21 protein-coding genes and 1 pseudogene are annotated in these 23553 nt (G+C 67.6%); 9 read left to right on the top strand and 13 right to left on the bottom strand.

Features of this window, described 5'->3' with window-relative positions:
* Positions 1-16: 16 nt before the first annotated feature.
* The 4 genes from M3I53_RS30530 to M3I53_RS30515 form a co-directional block, all read right to left on the bottom strand.
* On the bottom strand, positions 17-1456 hold the full coding sequence (locus tag M3I53_RS30530; RefSeq protein ID WP_254319535.1) for a cytochrome ubiquinol oxidase subunit I: 1440 nt from the start codon (positions 1454-1456) through the stop codon (positions 17-19).
* Positions 1457-1863: 407 nt separating this feature from the next.
* Positions 1864-2151, bottom strand: a complete 288-nt coding sequence (locus M3I53_RS30525; protein WP_302057899.1) for a 4-oxalocrotonate tautomerase — start codon at positions 2149-2151, stop codon at positions 1864-1866.
* Complete coding sequence (locus tag M3I53_RS30520; protein WP_254319534.1) at positions 2097-2873, bottom strand: class II aldolase/adducin family protein; 777 nt, start codon at positions 2871-2873, stop codon at positions 2097-2099. Before M3I53_RS30520 ends, M3I53_RS30525 begins: the two co-directional genes overlap by 55 nt.
* A 10-nt stretch (positions 2874-2883) precedes the next feature.
* Complete coding sequence (locus M3I53_RS30515) at positions 2884-3831, bottom strand: urea transporter (protein WP_254319532.1); 948 nt, start codon at positions 3829-3831, stop codon at positions 2884-2886.
* Positions 3832-4027: 196 nt separating this feature from the next.
* Between M3I53_RS30515 and M3I53_RS30510 the strand changes: the two genes are divergently transcribed.
* Positions 4028-4609 (top strand): putative glycolipid-binding domain-containing protein, encoded by a 582-nt coding sequence (locus M3I53_RS30510; protein ID WP_254319531.1) that lies wholly within the window; start codon positions 4028-4030, stop codon positions 4607-4609.
* 18 nt (positions 4610-4627) lie between these two features.
* On the opposite strand, the gene kch is transcribed toward M3I53_RS30510, so the two are convergent.
* The 4 genes from kch to M3I53_RS30490 all read right to left on the bottom strand — a co-directional run bounded on the left by kch (position 4628) and on the right by M3I53_RS30490 (position 8371).
* Positions 4628-5809, bottom strand: a complete 1182-nt coding sequence (gene kch, locus M3I53_RS30505; protein WP_254319529.1) for a voltage-gated potassium channel protein — start codon at positions 5807-5809, stop codon at positions 4628-4630.
* Positions 5806-6690 carry a mechanosensitive ion channel family protein gene (locus M3I53_RS30500; RefSeq protein WP_254319528.1) on the bottom strand — a complete coding sequence of 295 codons (885 nt, stop codon included), beginning with the start codon at positions 6688-6690 and terminating at the stop codon, positions 5806-5808. Before M3I53_RS30500 ends, kch begins: the two co-directional genes overlap by 4 nt.
* Positions 6691-6813: 123 nt before the next feature.
* Positions 6814-7350 carry a GNAT family N-acetyltransferase gene (locus M3I53_RS30495; RefSeq protein ID WP_254319526.1) on the bottom strand — a complete coding sequence of 179 codons (537 nt, stop codon included), beginning with the start codon at positions 7348-7350 and terminating at the stop codon, positions 6814-6816.
* A 97-nt stretch (positions 7351-7447) separates the two neighbouring features.
* Positions 7448-8371, bottom strand: a complete 924-nt coding sequence (locus M3I53_RS30490; RefSeq protein ID WP_254319588.1) for a DMT family transporter — start codon at positions 8369-8371, stop codon at positions 7448-7450.
* A 120-nt stretch (positions 8372-8491) separates the two neighbouring features.
* Here M3I53_RS30490 and M3I53_RS30485 point away from each other — a divergent pair, with 120 nt between their 5' ends.
* Entirely contained in the window at positions 8492-9910 is a 1419-nt protein-coding gene (locus M3I53_RS30485; RefSeq protein ID WP_254319524.1) for a PLP-dependent aminotransferase family protein, read from the top strand.
* Positions 9911-10064: 154 nt separating this feature from the next.
* On the opposite strand, the gene M3I53_RS30480 is transcribed toward M3I53_RS30485, so the two are convergent.
* Positions 10065-11648: an MDR family MFS transporter gene (locus M3I53_RS30480; RefSeq protein WP_254319522.1), complete on the bottom strand. Its 1584-nt coding sequence runs from the start codon at positions 11646-11648 to the stop codon at positions 10065-10067.
* A gap of 96 nt (positions 11649-11744) precedes the next feature.
* Between M3I53_RS30480 and M3I53_RS30475 the strand changes: the two genes are divergently transcribed.
* The 3 genes from M3I53_RS30475 (at position 11745) to M3I53_RS30465 (ending at position 14788) form a co-directional block, all read left to right on the top strand.
* On the top strand, positions 11745-12497 hold the full coding sequence (locus tag M3I53_RS30475; protein WP_254319521.1) for a TetR/AcrR family transcriptional regulator: 753 nt from the start codon (positions 11745-11747) through the stop codon (positions 12495-12497).
* Between the two features lie 41 nt (positions 12498-12538).
* Positions 12539-14182 (top strand): deoxyribodipyrimidine photo-lyase, encoded by a 1644-nt coding sequence (locus M3I53_RS30470; RefSeq protein ID WP_254319520.1) that lies wholly within the window; start codon positions 12539-12541, stop codon positions 14180-14182.
* 198 nt (positions 14183-14380) lie between these two features.
* On the top strand, positions 14381-14788 hold the full coding sequence (locus M3I53_RS30465) for a response regulator (RefSeq protein ID WP_254319519.1): 408 nt from the start codon (positions 14381-14383) through the stop codon (positions 14786-14788).
* A gap of 111 nt (positions 14789-14899) precedes the next feature.
* On the opposite strand, the gene M3I53_RS30460 is transcribed toward M3I53_RS30465, so the two are convergent.
* Both M3I53_RS30460 and M3I53_RS30455 read right to left on the bottom strand, forming a co-directional pair.
* Positions 14900-15535, bottom strand: a complete 636-nt coding sequence (locus M3I53_RS30460; RefSeq protein ID WP_254319517.1) for a Fur family transcriptional regulator — start codon at positions 15533-15535, stop codon at positions 14900-14902.
* 57 nt (positions 15536-15592) lie between these two features.
* Complete coding sequence (locus M3I53_RS30455; protein ID WP_254319515.1) at positions 15593-16219, bottom strand: glutathione S-transferase family protein; 627 nt, start codon at positions 16217-16219, stop codon at positions 15593-15595.
* A gap of 217 nt (positions 16220-16436) precedes the next feature.
* Between M3I53_RS30455 and M3I53_RS30450 the strand changes: the two genes are divergently transcribed.
* Positions 16437-18113, top strand: coding sequence for an ATP-dependent helicase (locus M3I53_RS30450; protein WP_254319514.1), 1677 nt, complete (start codon positions 16437-16439; stop codon positions 18111-18113).
* 10 nt (positions 18114-18123) lie between these two features.
* On the opposite strand, the gene M3I53_RS30445 is transcribed toward M3I53_RS30450, so the two are convergent.
* On the bottom strand, positions 18124-19071 hold the full coding sequence (locus M3I53_RS30445) for a phosphoribosyltransferase (protein WP_254319513.1): 948 nt from the start codon (positions 19069-19071) through the stop codon (positions 18124-18126).
* 272 nt (positions 19072-19343) lie between these two features.
* Between M3I53_RS30445 and M3I53_RS30440 the strand changes: the two genes are divergently transcribed.
* Positions 19344-19880: a molybdopterin-dependent oxidoreductase gene (locus tag M3I53_RS30440; protein ID WP_254319512.1), complete on the top strand. Its 537-nt coding sequence runs from the start codon at positions 19344-19346 to the stop codon at positions 19878-19880.
* A gap of 52 nt (positions 19881-19932) precedes the next feature.
* Positions 19933-21783 (top strand): ATP-binding protein, encoded by a 1851-nt coding sequence (locus M3I53_RS30435; RefSeq protein WP_254319587.1) that lies wholly within the window; start codon positions 19933-19935, stop codon positions 21781-21783.
* Positions 21784-21838: 55 nt separating this feature from the next.
* Here the strand turns inward: M3I53_RS30435 and M3I53_RS30430 are convergent, their stop codons facing one another.
* A complete protein-coding gene (locus tag M3I53_RS30430) occupies positions 21839-22693 on the bottom strand; it encodes a helix-turn-helix domain-containing protein (protein WP_254319511.1) in 855 nt (284 codons plus the stop codon).
* Between the two features lie 333 nt (positions 22694-23026).
* On the opposite strand from M3I53_RS30430, the pseudogene M3I53_RS30425 reads away from it, so the two are divergent.
* A pseudogene (locus M3I53_RS30425) lies at positions 23027-23274 on the top strand (hypothetical protein); the annotation flags it as partial.
* Between the last annotated feature and the right edge of the window lie 279 nt (positions 23275-23553).

The raw sequence follows: 23553 nt of genomic DNA, 5'->3' as shown, positions 1-23553 counted from the left end.
ATGAATGCGGAGAGCCTCAGGCGTCGATCAGCTGATCGGCGGCGGACATGGGGCGGCGTGCGGTCTGACTCATGGCGAGCGCAGGGTGGGCCATGCGCGGTTCACGTGGCTCGCGGGGCGCATCCGGCTTCGGGTCGGGCAGTGCGGGACCCTTGCGCAGAAGCTTGAGCAGGTAGTAGATGCCCGTGCCGAACACGAGGAAATACACCGCCACGAATGCCATCAGCGAAATGCCCACCTGCTGGGCGGTGAGCGGCGACACTGCCTGCGCCGTGCGCATCACGCCGTAGACCACCCAGGGCTGACGTCCGGCTTCGGTCGTGACCCAGCCCGCCAGCAGCGTGATGAAGCCCGTCGGTCCCATTAGGAGCACGAAGCGCTGGAAACCGCGCGATTCGTAGAGCGTGCCGCGGCGGCGCAGCACCCAACCGATCACGCCGAGCAGAATCATCAGGATGCCTAAGCCGACCATCACGCGGAAGCTCCAGAACAGCAGCGGCGAATTGGGCCGCTCGTCGGCGGGGAAGGACTTGAGTCCCTTGATCTCGCCGTCCCAGCTATGCGTGAGGATCAGGCTGCCCAGATGCGGAATGGAAACGGCGTAGCGCGTCGTCTCGGCCTGCATGTCGGGAATGCCGAACAGATTGAGCGCGGTGCCGCCTTGTTCGGTGTCCCAGATGCCTTCGATCGCGGCGATCTTGGCGGGCTGGTATTCGCGCGTATTCAGGCCGTGCGCATCGCCCACGAAGGCTTGCACCGGCGCGAGCACGAGCAGCAGGCCGAGCGCCATCGAGAACATCTTCTTGATGGCGGGGTCGCGCCGCCCCTTGAGCAGATGCCATGCGCCGCTCGCAGCCACCACGAGCGCGGCCACGATGAACGCGGCGATCGCCATGTGCGCAAGACGATATGGGAACGACGGATTGAAGATGATCTTGAACCAGTCCACCGGTACGACATGGCCATCGACGATCTTGAAGCCTTGCGGCGTCTGCATCCAGCTATTCGAGGCGAGGATCCAGAACGTGGAGATGAGCGTGCCGATGGCGACCATCAGCGTCGCGCCGAAGTGGGCGCGCGGGCTCACGCGGTTCCAGCCGAACAGCATGATGCCGAGGAAGCCCGCTTCCAGAAAGAACGCGGTCATGACTTCGTACATCAGCAGCGGTCCGGTGATGGGGCCCGCGAACGACGAAAAGCCCGACCAGTTGGTGCCGAACTCGTAGCTCATGACGACGCCGGACACGACGCCCATGCCGAAGGCCACGGCGAAGACCTTCGACCAGAACAGGCAGAGGTCCTTGTAGAACGGCTGGCGCGTTTTGAGCCAGCAGGCTTCGAGCACGGCGATGAAGCTCGCGAGGCCGATGGAGAGCGCCGGAAAGACGATGTGAAACGAAACGGTGAAGGCGAACTGCAGCCGGGCCAGGTCGAAGGCGGAAAGTGACGTGTGCATGTACGTGCCTGTTGCTTGCTTACCGGGAAAAGCGCGGAAGAAACGTCGCACGGCGAGGCAGTGGGGGCGCTGCGCTTCTCGTGCGATGGACGTAAGCGTAGGGGAACGGCGAAGGTTTTGCTGCGCTGCGACGTGCGCCAGCGTGTCGCAGTCGTCAATATCAAAGGGATGAAAATCTGCGCTAAAGCATTGATGCAGATCAATTTAGATTAAGCACTCGTTGCGCAGCGGGGATGTGCGCAGAGCGTCGCGATGCGTCAATACACCGCGCTGCCGCATCGGGTGCGGCAACGTGCCTCGGCGTGCGACGTCAGGATTCGTGCGGGGGAGAGTTCAGGCGCGCCTGGCGGCGCGAGCGACGCGTACGGCGCCAGGCGGAAAAGATCAGGAATGCGATGGAAATGGCGTCAGCGCGGATCGCTCCACAGCTTGCCGGCCGTCGCCCAGTTTTCCGGCTTCACGTCGTGGAAGATGATGTCGACGGATTGCGGCTCGACGCCGAGCACCTTGCAGGTGGTCTCGGTCAGGGCGGCGGCGAGCTGGCGTTTTTGTTCGACGCTGCGTCCTTCGAACATTTCGATGTGGAATGTCGGCATGCGGGTCTCCTTGAGAAAGTGAGTGAAGCGATGGATGGGCGCGATCAGTCGCGGTACGACGAATCGATGCGATCGAGCTTGCGCAACAGCGCGGGCCATTCGAGCACGCCTTCGATCGCGCCGCCGTCGCGCAACTGCTCGGCCGTGCGTTCGGCTACCCCGGGCGGCGGCACGACGAGCGGCGCGCCGCCGGCCTGCGCCTGCAGCTGGATTTCGCAGGCCTTGATGAGCGTCGCCATCAGCACGTAGGCTTCGGCCACTGTGCGGCCGGTGGTGAGCGTGCCGTGATTGCGCAGCAGCATGGCCGGGTGCGCGCCGAGGCTTGCCGTGAGGCGCGTGCCTTCGGCAGGCGTGAAGGCGAGGCCTTCATAGTCGTGCCACGCGAGCTGGCCGTAAAAACGCAGCGCGTGCTGCGAGGCGGGCAGGAGGCCGTCGCGCTGGATCGATACGGCAATGCCCGCCGTATTGTGCAGATGCATCACGCACACGGCGTCGGGCCGCGCAAGATGCACGGCCGCGTGCAGCGCGAAGCCGGTGGCGTTCACGGGGTGCTCGCTTGCGCCGACGATACGGCCTTCGGTGTCGATCTTCACGAGGTTCGAGGCACGCACTTCGTCGAAGGCGAGGCCGAACGGATTGATTAGAAAGCGGCCCGCCTCGCCCGGTACGGCGGCGGAAACATGCGTGTAGATCAGGTCGTCCCAGCCGTTGAGTGCGATGAGGCGGTAAGCGGCGGCGAGATCGACGCGCAGTTGCTGCTCGGCGGCGGAGCGCGGCGCGGTCTCGGCGCAGGTGCTCGTCGGGCGATGGGCGAAAGACATGGCGATTCCTTCAGCGGACGATGGGCTCTTCAGGCGGCGTGGATGACGCAGGGCGCAGGCGTCGCGCCGCCGCGTGCACACTCCAGCTTGCCAGCACGAACGGCGCGGTCAGCGCGGGCAGTCCGCAGCGCACGGCGGCCAGATGCACGGCCGCGGCGAGCATGGTCGCACAGATCGCGGCGCGCGTGCCGAGCGCGCAGACCGCGAGCGCGGCAAGCGCGCCGTTGAAGCCGGCGAGGCCCGCGCCGAAGGCGTCCGGGCTCGCGCCGCACGCGAGTTCGAGCGTGCTCGCGAGCGCCGCGCCGCCGAGCGCATAGGCGGCCGCGCGCCGCGACGACCAGGCGAGGCCAGCGAGCACGCACAGGCCCGCCGCTGCGTCCGAGGCAAAGGTGGTCTGCGCGAGGCCGCTCAACACGCCGGCGGCGGCGTGTGCGGCCGCGGCGAGCGGTGTGCCGCGCGGGGCCAGCGGGGCTGCGGCGATTGCGCTGGCGACGGGAGCGCTGCCCGGGTGCAGCGGCAGCCAGATCCAGGTCGCGATGAGGCAGGGGACGGAATACAGCCCGAGCCGGGCGCGCGCGAGGCGGCGGTCCAACGGCCCGGCGATCCACGCGCTCGCGCCGCCCGCGATGAGGGCAAGCGCGGCTGCCGTGCGCGCATCGCCGACGAAGGTGAACGCCGCGAGCGCGGCGAGTGCGCCGTTGTAGCCGGCGAGGCCGTCGCGGATCGCCGCGTCTGCATGGCCTGCCACGACCGCGCAGACATTGGCAGCCGCCGCGCCGAGCAGGGCGGCGAGAGCCAGCCGCCAGTCGGTGAGCGCGAGCGCCGCGAGCAGGCACGCGCCCGTTCCCGCATGCGCCTGCAGCACGATCTGGCCGAGGCTGCGCAAAAGGGCACCGACGGCGGCGGTATCGGCGGTACGGGCGGTGGCGCCGGAAGCGGCGCAAAATCGGGCGGACATGGCGAAGGCGTGGCGGGCGGGTGCGGGCCGGTGCGGCCCCCGTGCGAGGCGCAGGGCCGGCCAGAGTGCGAGCATAGGGGATGCGGACCGCCTCGCGCATGCGCGTGGGTTGATAGTCGCTATTTGTTGACGGGTTACGATACGCGCAAGGCGGTTGTCATGATTATCCAGAGACAGTCTGGATGGGAGGCGAACGATGCGTGAAGTGCGTTGGGCATCCGAGACGGGCGAGGGTATCGAGCATCTGGCGTTCGATGCGCATTGCGGCCCGAAGTTTGGCGAAAAAGGCGACACGATCCGCGCGGAAAGCGTGGTCATCGGCGAGCGCTACGGCAAGTCCTATGGCCTGTGCTACGCCATCGAGTGCGACGCGCACTGGCGCGTGCGCTGGGCGGCGTTTCGCGTGATGGGCGGCGGCTCGCTCGTGCTCCACAGCGACGGCAAGGGCCACTGGACCGACGGCGAGGGGCGCGCACTGGAGGCGCTCGACGGCTGCATCGACATCGACATCGCCGCGACGCCGTACACGAACACGCTGCCGATCCGGCGTCTGGGCCTCGCGCGCGGCGAGCGCCAGCCGATCCGTGTGGTGTACATCGCCGCGCCCGAACTGGAGCCCAAGCCTGTCGAGCAGGCCTATGTGTGCATCGAGCGCGACCGCGAGTATCGCTACGAAGGCATCTTTCGCGACTTCACGGCGAACCTGCGCGTGGATGAAGATGGGCTCGTGATCGACTATCCGACGCTGTTCCGGCGTCTGCCGCCGCCGGACCGATAGCACGCGGCGACACCACGCTTACACCGCGCCGCCTGGGCTCTTGCCGAACAGCAGTTGTTCGACCAGCGTGTTGTCGATGGTTTCGTTGTTCAGCGTGCGAGCGAGCAGTTCGCCCGCGAGCAGTTGCGGCGAAAACACCATATCCGGCTGCAACAGGCGCAGCCGCTGCAGGTTGCGGCTGTCGTTGACGAGCGCCACGGTGCGCACCTTCGGCGCGATCTCCTTGATGGCGAGAATCACGAAGGCATTCTCGGCGTCGTCCGAGCGCAGCGCGAGCGCGGCGAGCGCGGTTTCCGCGCCCGCGTTGTGCAGCGTGGCGGTGTCGCTCGCATCGCCGACGATGAGATCGGCCTCCGGTGGATAGTTGTGCGGAATATTCGGCGCGACGATCACGGTCGCCGCGTAGCCGCGCTTGAGGAGCCCTGCGTACACGCTATGTGCGAGCGGCGACGCACCGACGATCAAATAGTGGTTCTTGCGGGTCACGTTGGAAATGCCTCCCTTCACGATGCGTTTCAAATGGCCGCCGATCACGGGCCCGATCACAGCGCTGATCGACGTCGCGAACACGGTGATGCCGAGCACGATGATCGAAGCCGTAAAGAGCCGCGCGGTGTCCGAGCGCGGCACGATATCGCCGTAGCCGACCGTGGACATCGACACGATCGAGAAGTAGAACGCCGTGACGAGGTTGCGGATAGGCGGGTCGAAGTCGTCGCCGAGATACAGCGAGCCGAACACCGCGTAGACGACCAACGAGCCAATGCTCAGGAATGCGAACAGCGAGCCTGCGGCGACGCTCGCGCGATCGAAGCGGCGCCAGTAGTAGATCAGTGCGCAGGCCAGTGCGAGCGAGAAGCCGGCGAGCGCGTGGCTGCGATAGTCGCCCCACAGACAGATGCTGGCTGCGCCGGCGAGCAGCACCAGTGAAAGCACCCAAGCCACGCGCGCCCGCAGCGCGATGCCGAACGACATCATCGTGAGGCCGGTCGCGACGAGCGCCTGGGGCAGCGCGAGCACGCCGAACGCGTTGATGAGCGTGATCCAGTCGTCGAACCAGTTGCCGCGCGCGTGTTCGAGCGCTTTCTGCGCGACCGGGCGCACCAGCAGCAGGCCGTCGATCACCAGCAGCACGGCCAGGTAGCCGTGCGGCACGAGCCCTCTGGCGTAGCCGCGCAGGCGGCGCGCGTACGCGCTCATTGCTGCGCGTGTTGCGTCGGTTGTGTCGGTTGCTCGGGTTCCGCCGGTTGCGTCTGCACGATGTGCAGCTCGCGCGTGCGCAGGGGCAGCGAGCAGTGCGCGTCATTGAGCACCTGGCGGACCTTGCGCGACAGCTCCCAGCGCATCTCCCAGAAGGTGTCGATGTTCGACCACACGCGCACATTGAGCACGGCGGTGCTGTCGTCGAAACGCGTCACCATCACCTGCGGCGCGGGCGAGGCCAGCACGCGCGGGTCGGCGGCGGCGAGCGTGCGCAATGCGTCGATGGCGCGGTTCACGTCGTCGCGCACCGACACTTCCACTTCGAGGTCGAGCCGGCGCGTGGGATTGCGGCTGTAGTTGCGGATCGAATTGCTCCACAGCGCGCTGTTCGGCACGTATTCGCAGATGCCGTCCGGTTTCGTGAGGCGTGTAGTGAAGAGGTTCACTTCCTCGACGGTGCCCGCGACGCTGGCGCCGGCGCTGCCATCGATATAGTCGCCCACCTTGAACGGCCGCAGCAGCAACAGCATGATGCCGGCCGCGATGTTCTGCAGCGTGCCTTGCAGCGCGAGACCGATGGCGAGACCGGCCGCGCCGAGCACCGCGACGATGCTGGCGGTCTGGATGCCGATTTGCGAGAGAGCGCCGATCACGGCGACGAGGCGCACGCCCCACACGGCGGTGTCGCGCACGATCGGGCGCAGCGTGGGGTCGATGCCGCCGCCTCGCCGCTTGATCCAGTTGCCCACGCGCCGGGAGAGCCACCAACCGAACCAGAGGATCGCGAAGGCCGCGCACAATCGCAGCGCGAGCGCGGAGAGCGCGTCCCACAGGAAGCCCCAGTTGGACGGGTGCAGGTGTTCGAGGAGGGGTTGCATGGCGAATCAGTCCTTGTCTGCGGAGCCGTGGGTCCGGCTCCGTTGCGAAAGGACGTATTGTACGAGCGGCGTTTCGCTGGCGGCGCGCGTGTGGCGTGCCGCCATGCTGCTGAGCGTCGTGCGTCAGACCTTGGGCGGTGTGTCCGCGCCCGGCCCGAGCGTGCGCTGCATAAGTGCGGTGTCGCGCCACTCGCCGTGTTTGAAGCCGACGCCGCGCAGCGTGCCGGTCAGCGTGAAGCCCAGGCGCTCGTGCAATTTGAGCGAGCCGCCGCGCGGGTCGGCGACCACGGCGATCATCTGCCGCCACGGGCCGGCCTCGCAACGCTCGATCAGTGCGTTGAGCAGCGTGTGGCCGAGTCCGCGGCCGCGAAACGCCTCGTCGATATAGATCGAATCTTCGACCGTGAAGCGGTATGCCGGACGCGGCCGGTAGGGCGTGGCGTAGCAGTAGCCCGCCACCTGGCCGTCGATCTCGGCGACGAGCCAGGGCAGGCCGTGCTCGCGCACGGCGGCGTGGCGACGCAGGAGTTCGTCGAGCGTGGGCGGCGTCTCCTCGAACGACGCCGTGCCGTGCAGCACGTGGTGTGCGTAGATCGCGGCGATGGCGGGAAAGTCGTCGGCAGTGGCGTCGCGCACGTGCGCGTCGGAGTGTGGGTTCATCGGTTGGATCGAGGCGCGAAGGCAAAGGAGAAGGAGGTTTGCGTTCCTCACTATGCCTTGCGCAGGCGTCCTTTTGAAGCGCGCCAAAAATCCTGACCTAGACGCGCTGCGTGCCCGCGCGATTCGCGACAGGGGAAGCGCCGCCCGCGCGCCCGAAGCGCCGCGCGCCCGCCACGCACGCGATCACCACCGCGGTGACGGCAATCATCGCGGGCGGCACGGACTCGTGCAGCAGGAGCGCAGCGAGCACGAAGCCGAAGAACGGCTGCAGCAACTGCAGCTGCCCGACGCCCGCAATGCCGCCGAGCGCGAGCCCGCGATACCAGAAGACGAAGCCGATCAGCATGCTGAAGACCGACACATAGGCGAACCCCCACCACGAGGCCGCGCCCACCGCGGCGAACGACGCAGGCCGCAGCCACCACGCGAGCGGCGCCATTACGGGCAGCGAGATCACGAGCGCCCAGCAGATCACCTGCCAGCCGCCGAGGCGCCGCGAGAGCCGCGCGCCTTCCGCATAGCCGAGCCCGCACGCGACGATCGCGCCGAGCATGAGCGCGTCGCCGAGCGGCGAGGCGTCGATGCCGTGGCGCAGCGCGAACGCCACTACGGCGGCGCTGCCCGCCGCGGAAAAGATCCAGAAGGCCGGCTGCGGACGCTCGCCCGCACGCAGCACGCCGAACACGGCCGTGGCGAGCGGCAGCAAGCCGACGAACACGATGGCGTGCGCCGAACTCACGCGCTGGAGCGCGAGCGCCGTGAGGAGCGGGAAGCCCACCACCACGCCGAGCGCGACGATGACGAGCGGCCACAGCTCGGCGCGCGCCGGCCGCGCCGCGCGCAGCCCAAGGAGCAGCAGCACGCCGAGCCCGCCCGCGATGCTCGCCCGCGCGACGGTGAGGAACACTGGGTCGAGGTCGAGCACGGCGAGTCGCGTCGCGGGCAGCGAGCCGCTGAAGATGAGGACGCCTGCGAGACCGCAGAGCCAGCCGTCGGTGGTGGAATCGAGCGTTTTGCGCATGGGCTTTGGCAAGAGGAAACATCGGTGATCGATCCGCAGATGATGCGCGTCCCGCCGCGGGAAGGTAAGCTACAGAACAGTACAATTTGTTCAAACTGTGTTGAACACGGAGCAGTACAGATGAAAGACAGATCGAGGACGCAAGCCTTGCCCATGACGCGCGTCGAGCAGGTGATGCAGGCGCTGCGCGAGCGCATTGCCGCGCGCTCGCTGGCCGCAGGCGCCCGTGTGCCGTCCATCCGGGCGATGAGCGGGCAGCTTGGCGTGTCGAATTCGACGGTGGTGGAGGCCTACGAGCGCCTCGTTGCCGAAGGCGTGCTCGTTGCGCGGCGCGGCGCCGGATTTTTCGTGGCCGGACACGCGCCGCCGCTCGCGCTCGCCGCGCTCGGGCCGCAACTCGACCGCGAGATCGACCCGCTTTGGCTCACGCGCCAGTCGCTGCAGAGCGAGGCCGACGCGCTGCGGCCCGGCTGCGGCTGGCTGCCCGCCTCGTGGCTGCCGCAGGACGCCGTGCGGCGCGCGCTGCGCGCTCTCGCACGCGACCCGCGCGCACCGCTCACCGATTACGCGTCGCCGCTCGGCCTGCCGGCGCTGCGCCAGCAACTGGCATGGCGGCTCGGCCAGCACGGCGTGGACGCCGCGCCGGAGCAGATCGTGCTCACCGACGGGGGCACCCAGGCCCTCGACCTGCTGTGCCGCTTTCTGCTGGAACCGGGCGATACCGTGCTCGTGGACGACCCGTGCTACTTCAATTTCCAGGCGCTGCTGCGCGCGCATCGCGTGCGCGTGGTCGGCGTGCCGTATACGCCGACGGGCCCGGATCTCGCCGCGTTCGAGCGCACGCTGGCCGATTCGCGCCCGCGCCTTTACGTGACGAACTCGGCGGTCCACAACCCCACTGGCGCGACGCTCGCGCCCGCCGTCGCGCATCGCCTGCTCAAGCTCGCGGAGGAGCATGACCTCCTGATCGTTGAGGACGACATCTTCGCCGACTTCGAGATCGAGCCCGCGCCGCGCCTCGCGGCCTTCGACGGGCTCGCGCGCGTCGTGACGATCGGCAGCTTCTCGAAGACGATGTCGGCGGCGGCGCGCTGCGGTTTCATCGCGGCGCGCGCCGACTGGATCGAGCCGCTCGTGGATCTGAAGCTCGCGGTCTCGTTCGGCAACGGGGAGATGGTGGCGGAACTCGTGCACCGCCTGCTCGTCGACGGCACGTATCGGCGGCACCTGGACGGCTTGCGCTCGAAGCTCGCCGACGCGATGGGCGAAACGCTGCGGCGGCTCTCGGCGCTTGGCCTGAGCGCGTGGACGCGGCCGCAGGCGGGACTGTTCGTGTGGGCGCAGCTCCCGGACGGACTCGACGCCGCGCAGGTCGCGCGCGAGGCGCTGGGGGAAGGCGTGGTGCTCGCGCCGGGCAATGTGTTCAGCGTGTCGCGCAGCGCGAGCGATTTTCTGCGTTTCAATGTTTCGCAGTGCAATCGTCCGAAGGTCTACGAAACATTGCAGCGTGCGATGGAGCGGGTGGCGCAGCCGGCATGAAGCGGCCGCGCCTATGCATCACAGATAGCCTTCCTTCGAAGGACCGCGCATGCGCCACGAGACGATCAGCGAAATCGCGCACAGCGCGCTCACGTACCGGTAGAACATGGACTGGCTGCCGGCCGCCTTGAACCGAAAAGCATGGGAAATGCGCTCAATGCTGCTTGCGCAGCGGCACGTCGCGCAGCAGCCACGACAGCGCGAACGAGAACACCACCACGACGGCAGCCGACAGATAAACCGTGTGCAGCGCGCCAGCGAACGCATCGAGATACTGCGCGTGGAGCGTAGGCGGCAGGTGGTGGATCACGTCGGGCGTGAGCGGCTGCGGCAGTTCCACGTCGGCGGTGAGCACCTTTTCGAGCCGCGCGTGCAGCCCATGCGAGAACACGGCGCCGAACGCGGCCACACCCACCGAGCCGCCGATCGAGCGGAACAGCGTCGCACCCGACGTGGCCACGCCCATGTAGCGAAACTCCACGGCGTTCTGCACGGCGAGGATCAGCACCTGCATCACCATGCCGAGGCCACAGCCGAGCAGGCCCATGTAGAGATACATGAGGTGAATCGGCGTATCGATCTGCAGGCGCGCGAGCAGCATCATCGCCACGGCCACGAGCGCCGTGCCCACGATCGGGAACATGCGGTACTTGCCGATCTTGCTGATGACGCGGCCCGTGATGATCGACATCACGAGCACGCCGCCCATCATCGGCAGCATCTGCATGCCGGCCTGCGAAGGCGTCGAGCCCTTCACCACCTGCAGATAGAGCGGCAGGAACGTGACCGAGCCGAACAGCGACACGCCCACGATGAAGCCGATCAGGCTCGCGAGCACGAAGGTGCGCTCGCGAAAGAGCTCGAGCGGGATGATGGGCTCGGCAGCGTGCTTTTCCTCGTGGATGAAGCCTGCCACAGCGACGATGCCGAGCAGCAGCGTGAGCCAGAGCGTAGGTGAAGTCCACGGCAGCAGCGAGCCGCCCTCGCTCGTGAAGAGGATCAGGCAGGTGAGGGCGGCGGCCAGCCAGCCCGCGCCCATATAGTCGATCACGTGCTTCACGTGCGAGGCCCGCGGCTTGAACACCGCGCCGATCACCACGAGCGCGATCGCGCCGAGCGGCAGGTTGATGTAGAAAATCCAGCGCCACGACAGATGCTCGACCAGAAAGCCGCCGAGCAGCGGGCCGATCACCGTGGCGATGCCGAACACGCCGCCGAACATACCTTGGTACTTGCCGCGCTGCGCGGGCGGGATCACGTCGCCGATGGCGGCCATCGTCACGACCATCAGGCCACCGCCGCCGATGCCCTGCAGGGCGCGCAGCACGATCAGCTGCTCCATGTTCTGCGCCACGCCGCAAAGCGCCGAACCGATCAGGAAGATCACGATGGCGGCCTGCAGCACGATCTTGCGCCCGAACAAGTCGCCGAACTTGCCATAGAGCGGCACGACGATCGTTGACGTGAGCAGGTAGGCCGTGACGACCCACGATAGCCGGTCGAGGCCGCCCAGCTCGCCGACGATGGTGGGCAGCGCCGTCGAGACGATGGTCTGGTCGAGCGCGGCCAGCAGCATCACGAGCAGCAGCGCCGGAAACAGCAGCCGGATCGGCGGATGGCCGCCCCGCGGATGGCCGCCGACATCGGCAGCCGCCGGGCCCGACGTCGGCGTCGCTGCGTTCGCGTGAGCGCCGAGCCCCGCCGTAGCGGGCACAGGGTGTTTCGTGCTGGGTTTCATCGTGTCCGTCTATCTTGAAATTAATTAATTCGGAGGTTAATATTAGGACAATTATTCCAGTTGGTCAAAATTCATTTCGCCACCGATAGAACGCCTATGAAAGTGCCAGAACCCACCCGCGACAGCGCAGGCGGCACGCCAAGCCGCGCCGCGGCGCGCCGTCCCGGCCGGCCGAGCGGCGGCGCGGGCGGGGCGGAGCAACGCGCGCGTCTGATCGAAGCCGCACTTGCGCTGTTCGCGCGCCAGGGCATCCTCGACACCTCGCTTGCCGCCATCGCCCGCGAGGCAGGCGTGACGCCGGCGATGGTCCACTACTACTTCAAGACCCGCGATCAACTGATCGACGTGCTGATCGACGAGCGTTTCGTGCCGCTGCGCGAGTCGCTTGGCGACATCTTCGCGGAGCATCCCGACGATCCCGTGGCGGCGCTCACCGCGCTGGTGCAGCGCTTCGTGGCGTTGGGGCAGCACAATCCGTGGTTTCCGCCGCTGTGGGTGCGCGACGTCATCAGCGAGGGCGGCGTGCTGCGCCAGCGCATGCTCGAGCGCCTCGGACGCGAGCACCAGGAGGAGGCCCACACGGCAATTGCGCGGTGGCAGCGCGAGGGCCGGCTCAACGCGGCACTGGAGCCTGCGCTGCTGTTCCAGTCGCTGATGGGCCTCACATTGCTGCCGCTCGCCACCAGCCAGATGTGGCGCGGCGACGCGCAGCAGCCTCACGTGGGCGTCGAGGCCATCGCGCGGCATGCGGTCGCGCTCATCACCGAAGGCGTGGGGCCAGGCCGCCTCGACGCACGCGCCGATGCAGGCGTCGAAACGGGCAGTGATACGGGCATTGATACGGATTAGTCGCCAGCGTGCGCCGTGGTACGCTGCGGGACCTTTGCGGCATGGCCCATGCGTTGTGCCGCGCGAATGTTTCCCGGTCGAGGTCCGGTCTGCCTTATTCTTCCGCTTCTTCCCGCGCTTTTGCGCATCGAGCCCCTGCCATCGTCTGGTTTCGCGACGATCTCCGGCTCGCCGACCAGCCTGCGCTCGCGCAGGCCGCGGCGAGCGGCCTGCCGCTGATCTGCGTCTGGATCCACGATCCGAACGCATCCGGCGAGCGCCCGCAGGGCGGGGCGGCGCGCTGGTGGCGCCATGAATCGCTGCGCGCGCTCGAAGCGGCGTTGGCTGCGCGCGGCGGCCGCCTGCTGCTCCTGCAGGGCGATGAAGCGGCGACGCTCGACGCCCTCGTCACGGAAACCGGCGCGCAAGCCGTGTACTGGAGCCGCCGCTACGGTGCGGCGCACCGCGAGGTCGATAGCGCCCTCAAAGCTTCGCTGCGCGAGCGCGGCGTCACTGTCGAGAGCTTCAGCGCTCAGCTCCTCAACGAGCCGTGGACGGTGCTCAATCAGTCCGGCGAGCCGTTCCGCGTGTTTAGCGCCTATTGGCGCGCCTGCCTGCGTATGGGCGATCCGCCGCCGCCGGAAGGCGAACCCGAACGGATGATTTTTCAATCGCTGCCAGCACGTCTTACCCAGCGCGCATCCAGGCTCGAGGCGCTCGGTCTCGCGCCACACGCGCCCGACTGGTCGGGCGGCTTGCGCGAGGCCTGGCCCGCGGGCGAGGAAGCCGCGCTGGAGCGCCTGCGCGCGTTCCTCGCCACAGACCTCGACTACGCCGGCGAGCGCGATGAACCCGGCGGCGCGGCCACGAGTCGCCTCTCCCCGTATCTCGCCGTCGGGGCGATTTCGCCGCGCCAGGTCTGGGCGGCGCTCAAGGCGGCGCAGCACGCGCACGGACGCGGTTCGGCGCGCCGCGCCGCGAGCGCCGAAAAGTTCGCGAGCGAGCTTGGCTGGCGGGAGTTTTGTCATTACCAGCGCTTCCACTACGCCGATCTGACAACGCGCAACCTGCGTCCCGCTTTCGACGCCATGCCGTGGCGCAAGGACGCCGCCGGCCTCAAAGCGTGGCAGCGCGGGCTGACCGGCTATCCGCTCGTCGATGCCGGCATGCGCGAGCTTTGGCACACGGGCTGGATGCACAACCGCGTGCGCATGGTCGTGGCGTCGTTTCTGAGCAAGCATCTGCTGATCGACTGGCGCGCGGGCGAGTCCTGGTTCTGGGACACGCTCGTCGACGCCGACCCGGCCAGCAATCCGGCCAACTGGCAGTGGGTGGCGGGCTCGGGCGTGGATGCCGCGCCGTATTTCCGCATCTTCAATCCGGTGCTGCAGGGCCAGAAGTTCGACCCGCGCGGCGCGTATGTGCGGCACTGGGTGCCCGAGCTTGCGGGCCTGCCCGATGCGCTCGTGCACCAGCCGTGGAAGGCCAGCGCGCAGCAACTCGATGCGGCGGGCGTGCGCCTCGGCAAAAATTATCCGGAACCTGTCGTCGAGCACGAACTGGCGCGCCAGCGTGCACTCGAAGCCTATGCACAAACCGGCAGAGCCAAGGGGCTCGCGGCTTCGGGACAAGGCTCGAAGCAGGACGAGAAACAGGACCCAAAGCAGGACCCAAAGCAGGACAAAAAACAGGGCGGCAAAGCGTGAGCGCGGCCGTCATCGGGCTGTCTTGTGATGCGGCTATCGTGCGCGGCGCGGATAGGCGCACGCGAGGCACGCAGGAACCGGACGGCATCAAGATTGCTCTATCAGGACGGCCCGCGTTGCCGTGCGCCCGGCGTGACTCCGGGCTCGCAGCCTTGCGGCACTCGGCCTGACAGACAGAAAGGCATGTAAGCAAACACAATGAACGCAGTACACAAACTCGACCGGACGACCATCGTCCTCGTCGAAGACGACCCGCACAGCCGGGCGTCACTGACTTCGCTGCTCGAGGCGGAAGGTGCGCATGTCGTGGCAGTCGAAGACGCCGAAACCGGCGTCGAAGCAGCCCTGAGCCTGCACCCCGACGCCGTGGTCTGCGATCTCGACCTCCCGGCCATGGACGGCTTCTACCTGATCCAGCGCCTGCGCGACTACGAAATCCGCGGCGATCACGCACCGACCGTCGCGGTCGCGCTCACGGGCCATACCGACGAAAGCTGGCGTTTGCGCAGCATCGGCGAAGGCTTCCAGCACTTCATGACCAAGCCGGCCCGGCCGGAAGAACTGGTGACGCTGCTGAGCGATGCGATCGACGCGCGCCAGCCGTAGTGACGCCGCGCGCGTAGCGCGGCGGCAAAGGTGCGGGTGCGGATGGACTGAAGCGCCGCGGCATGCGGCGCGGCCGGTCTGTTGCCCGCGCTAATCGGCGGGCAAGAACCGTTAGCTCACGGACGAGGACTGCGCGGTGGCTTCCGGCGCCGCAGCGGCGCCCGGCTGTGCAGCCTTGTCGGCCGAATTGGCCTGAATCTCCTGGCATTGCGCGCAGAGACCCTTGAGCTCGATGCCGTCGCCGGCGAGCCGGTAGCCCGCGGCCTCGATCTGCGCGACCAACGCCTGGCGCAGCTTGGGCTCGTGCAGCTCGGTGACGTTGCCGCACTGCTGGCACACCACGAGAATGCCGTGCTGACACTGCGTGAGGTCGTGGCAAACGGCGAACGCGTTGATCGACTCGATGCGGTGGATGAGCCCCGCCGACAGCAAAAAGTCGAGCGCCCGATAGACCGTGGGCGGCGCCGAACCCGGATGGATCTGGCGCATTTCGTCGAGCAGCGAATACGCCTTGGTCGCGCGTCCGGAGGCGAGCAGCAGCTCCAGCACCTTGCGGCGGATCGGCGTGAGCTTTTCGCCGCGCTGGCGGCAATAGGCCTCGGCCATCGCGAGGGCGGACTCGACCGGAGCACCCTCTACACCGTCATGCGAGTGGGCGTGGCCGTGATCGTGTGCGTGGTCGTGCGCCTCGCCGTGCGTGTCGCTATGCAAGGCCGGGGCGTCCGGGGACGGTTTTGCTGTCTTCATCCTTGCGATTATACGGGGCGCGCCGCCGGCCCGCCCGCGCCGCCATGGAGCGCAAGCTCAGGTGAGCGGCAGATCGATGTACTTGCGGAAGCCCTGGCGCTGAGCGATGCGCTGATACCAGCGCTCGACATTCGGCAGCGGCTCGCGCTCCACGCCTTCGAGTCCGAACCAGCGGCGCGCGTACGCGCCGAGCACGATGTCGGCGAGCGAGAAGCGCTCGTTTTCCATGAAGAAGCGGCCTTGCAGATGGTGGTCGAGCAGCCTCCAAAGCGGGGTCAGCTGATCGAAGTCGGCCGCGAGCTTCGCCGTGTCGCGCTGTTCGGGCGGCGTGCGCACGAGCGCGAGGAACACGGGACGCTCGACGGGCGCGAGCGTGCCGATCGACCAGTCGAGCCAGCGCTCGATCGAGGCGCGCACCTTCGGGTCGGTCGGGTACAGCAGGCTCGAAGGGCCGTACTCCATTGCCAGATAGCGCAGAATCGCGTTCGACTCCCAGAGCACGAACGTGCCGTCGGTGATCGTCGGGATTTTGCCGTTCGGATTCATGGCGAGATAGGAAGACTCGTTGAGATGGCCGAACGAGCCGCCCGCGTCAATGCGCTGGAACGGCAGCACGAGTTCATCGCAACACCACAGGACTTTCTGGACATTCACCGAATTGGCGCGTCCCCAGATCGTGATCATCTGGCGCGTACTCCTTGCAAGAGGAAAAAGGGTCAAGCCTGGCGCAGGCCGCCACAATACACGATTCTCGCGTGGTTTATTTGTGCAGCCATGCATTTCGTAGAATAGGCGCTGCGCGGCGCCGGGAGTTCCGTCGCCGCGCCCGCTTCGTGCGGCACCGCTCCCTCGCTTGTCCGTGCGGCCGCCACGAACCTCCCCATCCGTCCGAGACCCGCCCATGGCCCGCATTGTCCCCGACGACTGGCAGCATCTCGAAGCCACCGGCGCCGCCGCGCGCGAGCGCGAAACGCTCGCCGCGCTCGCACGCGGTTTGCCGAACGGCTACACCGTCTATCACGGCGTGCACTGGACGCGGCTTTCCGAAGGCTTTTCTGTCTTCGGCGAGGCCGATTTCGTGATCGTCAGCCCGGCCGGGCGCGTGATGATTGTCGAGCAGAAAACCGGCTTTTTACGCGAAACGGCCGGCGGGCTCGTCAAGGCGTACATGCAAACCGAGCGCAACGTCGCGATCGCGCTCGCGCGCACGGTCGAAGGGCTGCACCGGCGCTTTACGGCGTCGTTCGGCGCGGGCACCTACGTGCTCGAAGAGCTGTTCTACTGCCCCGACCACGTGGTGCGCGAGCCAGCCATCGCGGGAGTGAATCCGGCGCGCATCGTCGACGCCACGCGCAAGGCGCAGCTCGCCGCCATCGTGCTCGAAGCCATGCCCGCCGACGAGCCGCGCCTGCCGTGCGCCGCCAAGATCCATCACTTTCTCGCCGACGAACTTTCGCTCACGCCTGACACCAGCGCGCTGCTCGGCGCGGCCGGCACGCTCGTCACGCGGCTCGCGGGCGGCCTCGCCACGTGGGCGCGGCGGCTCGAATTCGCCCCGTTCCGCCTGCGCGTGACGGGCACGGCGGGCTCGGGCAAGACGCAACTGGCCGTCCAGGTCATGAAGGACGCTGTGGCGGGCGGCGCGCGCACGCTCTACGTGTGCTTCAACCGTCCGCTCGCGGATCACATCGCGCAGCTCGCGCCGCCCGGGGCGAAAGTGGCGACCTATCACCAGCTTTGCGACTGGGTAGCGCGCGACGGCGGCCACGTCCCCGAATTCGGAAGCCCCGGCGCGTTCGAGGACCTCGTGCGGCGCTTCGGCGAGATGCCGATTGCCGAACGCTGGCAGTTCGACGTGCTGATCGTCGACGAAGGGCAGGACTTCAATGAGCCGTGGGTCGGTGCGCTCGAGCGTCTGCTGCGGCCGGGCGCAGCATGGTGGTGGCTCGAAGATCCGCTGCAGAACCTGTACGTGCGCGAGCCGCTCGCGCTGGCGGGCTGGACCGTGCTGCGCGAGAACACGAACTACCGCAGCCCGCGCGACATCCTCGCATTCCTGCGCGACGTGGCCGGACCGACCGTGCCCGCCATCGCGCAGCTCGCGGCGGGGAGTCCGTTCGACGGCTCCGAGGTGACGGTGGCGAGCTGGGACGAGCATGAAACCGGACCGGGCGCGGAACCCGGAGTAGTTCTGGCCACGAAACGTGCGATTACGCAGGCGCTTTCGCTCGGCTTTCGCAAGCAGGACATCGTCGTGCTTTCCTGGCGCGGACGCGAGCATTCGCTGTTCGCGACACTCGATCAGCTCGGCCCGCACCGGCTGCGCAGTTTCACCGGCCAGTACGACCTGTTCGGCAATCCGCAGTACCGCGAGGGCGACGTGCTGCTCGATTCGATCTACCGCTTCAAGGGCCAGTCCGCGCCGTGCGTGATCCTGACCGAGGTGCAGTTCGAGTCATTCGACGAGCGCGCCGCGCGCAAACTCTTTGTCGGCGCGACGCGTGCGGCCATGAAGCTCATTGTGGTGGCGTCGCCGCGCGCCGCGCGGTTCATCGAGGGCCGGCGCGGCGGCTTCTGAGCGAGCTCGCTCAGCTCCACGCCGAGGCGCCGATCAGCGTGCCCGTGCGCGCCTGGGCGTTCCACCAGATCACGCGCAGGAGCGGCGCAGTCTGGGCGATCAGGATGGCCTGCACCGGATCGCTCTCGATGAAGTGCGTGACGCCGCTGCGGATGGCCGCCGCGGCCTTGTGAGCAGCCACGGCCGTGGCCGTGTCGTCATGCGCGTCCGGCGTGCGCATGATCAGTTCCAGGTGCCCGAAGCCGTGGCGGTCGAGCCAGGCCAGCGTCCGCTCGCGGTCGATCTCCGGACGCCCCGTGATGATCGCGCGCGTGCGTTTGATGTCGATGCCCGGCAGGCGCTCGAACGGCACCAGCTCGTCGCGCTCGGCGAGCGCGGCGACGAGGTCTTCGTCGTAGCGTGCAATCGGGATGTCGGGCAGCAGGACGCCGTCGAGATCGATGGCGTAGACGGCGTACTCGTGGTCGTCGGCCATGCGCGTGCCTTCGCCTTTGCCGTCGCGGACCCAGTCGGCGCGATAGCGGTCGGTATAGGCCTGGCGCTCCCACGGGAACAGCGCGAAATAGCCGCTCGCGTCGATTGAATAATCGGGGCGCAAACGGCTGAGGTCGTCGTAGGCGCCGGTGAGCGTGCGCACGACGAGCCCGTGCTCGCTCAGGAACGCGATGCAGTCCACGAGCGTATGGCCGCGCCCCGCGATGTCCTCGCAGAGCAGCACTTTCGAGCCCGGTTCGGGCAGCGGCAGCGTGGAATCCCAACGCACCTCGCGCGTGGCGCGGTCATAGCGCAGGAACGCGACAGCCGCACCCGTTGCGTGCGAAACCATGAGCGCGAGCGGCGCGCCGCCGCGCAGGATGCCGACCACGAGGTCGAATTCCTCTGCGATCAGCGCCGGTTGCAGCGACTCGACCCAGTGATCGAGCTGTTCGTAGGTGAGCGGAACGACAGGTTTATCCATGGGGCGAAATGGGTGACGAAGCGCGTAATCGGCAACCGCGCGGCGCGCGTTTCCGATGCCGGTGTACGAGAAAAAGACGGCTATTGTCAGCACAATGTTTGACGATATTATGCCTATGCTCACCAGCGCCTGCTGGCATGGCGGGTGGAGGGAGCAGGAAAACGAGGGAAACGCAGCAGGAAAAAGCGGCGCATGGCCGCAAAACGCGACGTAGCGCCGCGCGAAGACACACGAAAACGACGCGAATCATCGCGCGAAAGGGCTCGGGCAAGATGTGGCATAAGATGGGATGGCCAGGCTGGCGGCACTGCGCCGCCGTGGTGGCGCTCGCGGGCGCGGCGCCGTTTTTTGCACCTTCCGCGCAAGCGGCGGGATCTACCGGTTCGCTTTCGCTGGACGTCGATGGCGGGGTGCGCGTGACCAACGACGCGTCCCACACGGCGTATCACTTCAGCGAGGCGCAGCTGCTCGCGCTGCCCGCGCATTCGATCACGACGGCCACGACGTGGACTCCGCGCTCGACCTTCACGGGCCCGCTGCTTTCGGACGTGCTCAAGGCCGTGGGCGCCGACGGCAGCCAGATCGAGATCCATACGCTCGACGACTACACCTGTGTCGTGCCCGTGGCGGACGCCGCGCGCTATGGCGTGGTGCTCGCCTATGAGATGAACGGCCAGCGCCTGAAGGTGAGCAATTTCGGCCCGTTGTTTCTGATCTATCCACGCGACCAGCATCCGCTCGAGCTCGACGGCGCGGCCGGCGACTCGAAGTTCGCGTGGCAGATCAAGTCGATGACGATCAAGCGGTGAGTAGCGGGTGATACAACGTCCCTTGCGACGCCTGCTGCAGGCGATCATCTGGATGGCGGCGCTCGCGCCGCCCGTGGTGGCGGTCGGCTATCTGCTCTACGCGAACCTGCTCAATCCGCAGGTCGTGCAGCGCATCACGGGCAATTACGACGGCCTGTACTGGGACGCCGCGCAGCTCCAGATCGCCTACGCGCGCTTCGAGAGCCAGTTGCTGATGTTCGCAGACGGCATCGACCGCGATCTCGACAAAGTGCGCCTGCGCTACGAGGTGCTGCAGTCGAAGCTCAACGTGATGAAGGGCTCGACGCTCTCCCTCGACTCGACGCCGGGCCTGAAGGGCCGCCAGGACGCCGACCTCGCCATTCTGGCCGCGACGATCTCGCCATTCGAGGCCGAAATCGCGACGCTTGCGGACAACCCCGAACGCGCGGTGCCGATGCTCATGGCGCTCGACCTGCACTGGACCCAGGTGACCGACCTCGCGCTGAACCGGCGTTTCGCCGACGTGACCGAGCGCGAGGCGATCCGGCACGACTTCATCGCCAAACGCCGCGAACTGTTCGCCTCGGGGCTCGTGCTGCTCGTGCTTTCGGCGGCGGCGGGCGTGCTGCTCGTGATGAACGGCTACCGGCGCACGCGCCTGCTGCACCAGCAGCGCGCGGCGCTCGAAGCCGAGCACCAGGCGAGCCGAGCCGCGCGCGAGGCGAGCATGGCGAAGGACGCCTTCCTCGGCATGATCAGCCACGAACTGCGTACGCCGCTGCACGCGATCGTCTCGTCGATCGAGCTGCTTGGCTTCAACTCGCATTCGGAAGCCGACCGCAAGGTGATCCAGCGCCTCGAAACCGCCGCGCGCCAGCTCGAAGCGCAAATGAAGGATCTTACCGACTACGCGCGTCTCGGCGCGGGCAAGCTCGAATTGCGCCAGGAAGAGTTCGAGCCGCGCGAACTGCTGCAGTCGATAGTCGACGAGAACGAGCAGGCGGCGCGCTCGCGCGGGCTCGTGTTCGAGCATGCTTGGGTGGGACCGCAGCGGCGCGTGGTGGCCGACCCGCATCGGATTCGCCAGATCGCCGGCAACCTCGTCACGAACGCGATCCGCTACACGGAGCGCGGCAAGGTGCGGCTCGAATTCTGGCTGCAGGCGCCCGGGCGGGTCTCGCGGCCATCGCAGGACGAAGAGGGCGCGCCGAAGCCCGCTGGCGGCGACACGCTCGTGATCGTCGTCGGCGACACCGGGCCTGGCGTCGCGCCGGACCAGATTCCGCTCATCTTCAAGGAGTTCACGCAGCTCGACACGTCGCGCTCGCGGCGCTACGAGGGCGCGGGGATGGGGCTCGCGATCGTGCGCGGCCTCGTCGAGCTGTTCGGCGGCACGATCGAGACGCAAAGCCGCGTGGGTAAAGGCACGACCTTCACCGTGCGCATTCCCGTCACGCCGGTCGAGCCGCCGGCGCCCGCGGCCGTCGCTGAAGCGGCGCTGCCTGCGCGGGCGCTGCCGCAGGTGCTCGTCGTCGACGACAACCCGCTCGTGCGCGATTCGCTCTGCGAGATGGTCGCGCATATGGGCTACCGCGCGCTCGCGGCCGGCGACGCCGACAGCGCGCTAGCGCTGCTCGCGCACGAGGCGTGCGACGTGGTGCTGCTCGACCTGCACATGCCGGGCCGCGACGGCTACGACTTCGTGGCGGGGCTCGAAACCGCGCGGGGCGTGCTCGCGCAGCCGCGCGTGATTGCGGTGAGCGCAGACGTCGCGGGGCTGGCGGCGCTTCCGGATAATGCGGGCAAGACGCCGGGCGCCGAGGGTGCGCCGTTCTTCGACCGGCTCACGAAGCCGGTGCATTACGAGGTGCTGCGCACGGCGTTGCAGCGCGCGCTGAGCGCGCCGCGCGCAGCGGCCTGAAAGCCGTGGAAGGGCGCTGAGCGGGGCGAGCGGGTTGAGCGAGCAATGCGCGGCGCTAACCGCGATTGAGCCGCTTCGAAAGATCGGCGACCAGAATCGCCATGCGCGCCGGCTTTTCGTAGCAGGCCACGTTGTAGTGGCGCACGACCTGGCTAATCTCCGACTCGCTGGCCTTGCCGGTCAGCAGTTCGCCGGTGAGCACGAAGATGGGCGCATCGGGGTTCTCCGAGGCGCGCACGCTGCGGATCGCCTCGGCGGCGGTCTGGCTGCCGAACAGCCAGTCGATCACCACGCCGTCAAACACGTTGTTTTCGAGCGCTTCGTTGAACGCCGCGAGGCCGTAGAGCGCGAGTGCCGTGTAGCCGCTGTGCTCGAGGTAGTCGCGCAAGTTGTCGGCGGAGGAGCGGTCGTCGTCCACGACGGCGATGAGCGGCTTGTCGGACTCGGCGCGGCGCGGGTAGATCTCGATCTTGTGGACTTCGCGCGCGTTCTGGTAGAGCGCGCCGTCCGGGCGCACCACGCGCCATTGGCCCTGCTTTTCGTAGGCGACGAAGTCGGGCCGGCTGCCCGCCTCGACCGGTGCGCCGATCCACGCGGTGCAGGGCAGTTCGGCGGCGCTGACGCAGAGCATCGCCTCCTGAGCGCTGGCGCCGACCATGCCGGGGTCGAGCAACTGCGCGCCGAACAGCTGGCCTGCGGGTTCGCCGAACGCTTCGGCCACTTTCTTGATCTGCGCGAGCGTCCACGGACTGTTGCCGCGCAGCTTGCGGTGCCCCTGTGAAAAGCTCAGCTCAAGAATCCGGCACAGCTCGGTCGTTTGCTGGCGCTTGCCGATGCCGTGACGGCTCATCAGCTCGCGTACGCGCTCCGCCACCGAGGCCGAGTCGGTTGTGTATGCAACGTTCGACATACTGCTCAAAGGAGGGGTTCGTGGATTCAGTTTGTGATTGATCATGCCGTGGCGCCGTGAGGCCGGTCTGACCGGACCTCGCGCGGGCCGCACACGGGAGCACGATATTCTAAACGCATAAAATGCCAAACGACGGCGCTATCTTAGCTAAATGTAATCCGGCGCCAAATAACGGGAATGTCGGCGTATATTCGGCTTCGTTTACACATGGCTTGCGATATTCGCGGCATTGCGGGGACGGCAGCTCGGCTGCGAAGATGCACGATTTTGAACGCCGTGCGCTCGCGCGCGGAAGATCAACCTTACTCCGGCGAGGGGTATCGTTTGGACGATGTGCGCAACGGCGGGACATGGCGGCATGAAGGCGTGCCGTATTACAGCCAGTGGGGCAGTGCGCACTGGGTGGCGCCCATAGTCGAGCGCGGCGCCGACCCGTGCGACGACCCGCACTGGCGGGCGAGCGGCTTCACCAGGCCGACGCCTATCGCTTCTGGGCCAAGCGCCTGTGCGGCCTGACCTGCCTCGAATCGGCGCTCGACTATTGGGGCGTCGCGCATGCGCCGCGTGCGCGGATGCTGGAAGCCTGGTGGCCTTTGGCCTTTACTTGTGTCCGCGTCGGTATGCCTGGGTTGCCCCTGTGCGGGGCGGCACCTACTTTCTTTGCGGCGGCAAAGAAAGCAACTGTATTGAAGGTCAAGGGGCAAGCCCCAAGAAATCACGCTTTGGGGGGATTCCAGGGAATGGCATCCCGCATCATGGCGTTGAGTTGGGTGAGCAGCTTGCGCATGCCGGCGATGAATGCGACCTTGGTCTTTTTGCCTCTGGCGCGTAACTGATCGCAAAACGCCTTGATCTGGGGA

Origin of the sequence: Paraburkholderia sp. CNPSo 3272 (assembly GCF_024206495.1) — a bacterium.
Taxonomy (GTDB): domain Bacteria; phylum Pseudomonadota; class Gammaproteobacteria; order Burkholderiales; family Burkholderiaceae; genus Paraburkholderia.
The sequence above is the reverse complement of the archived record's forward strand: the minus strand, read 5'-3'. Positions and strand labels throughout refer to the sequence as shown.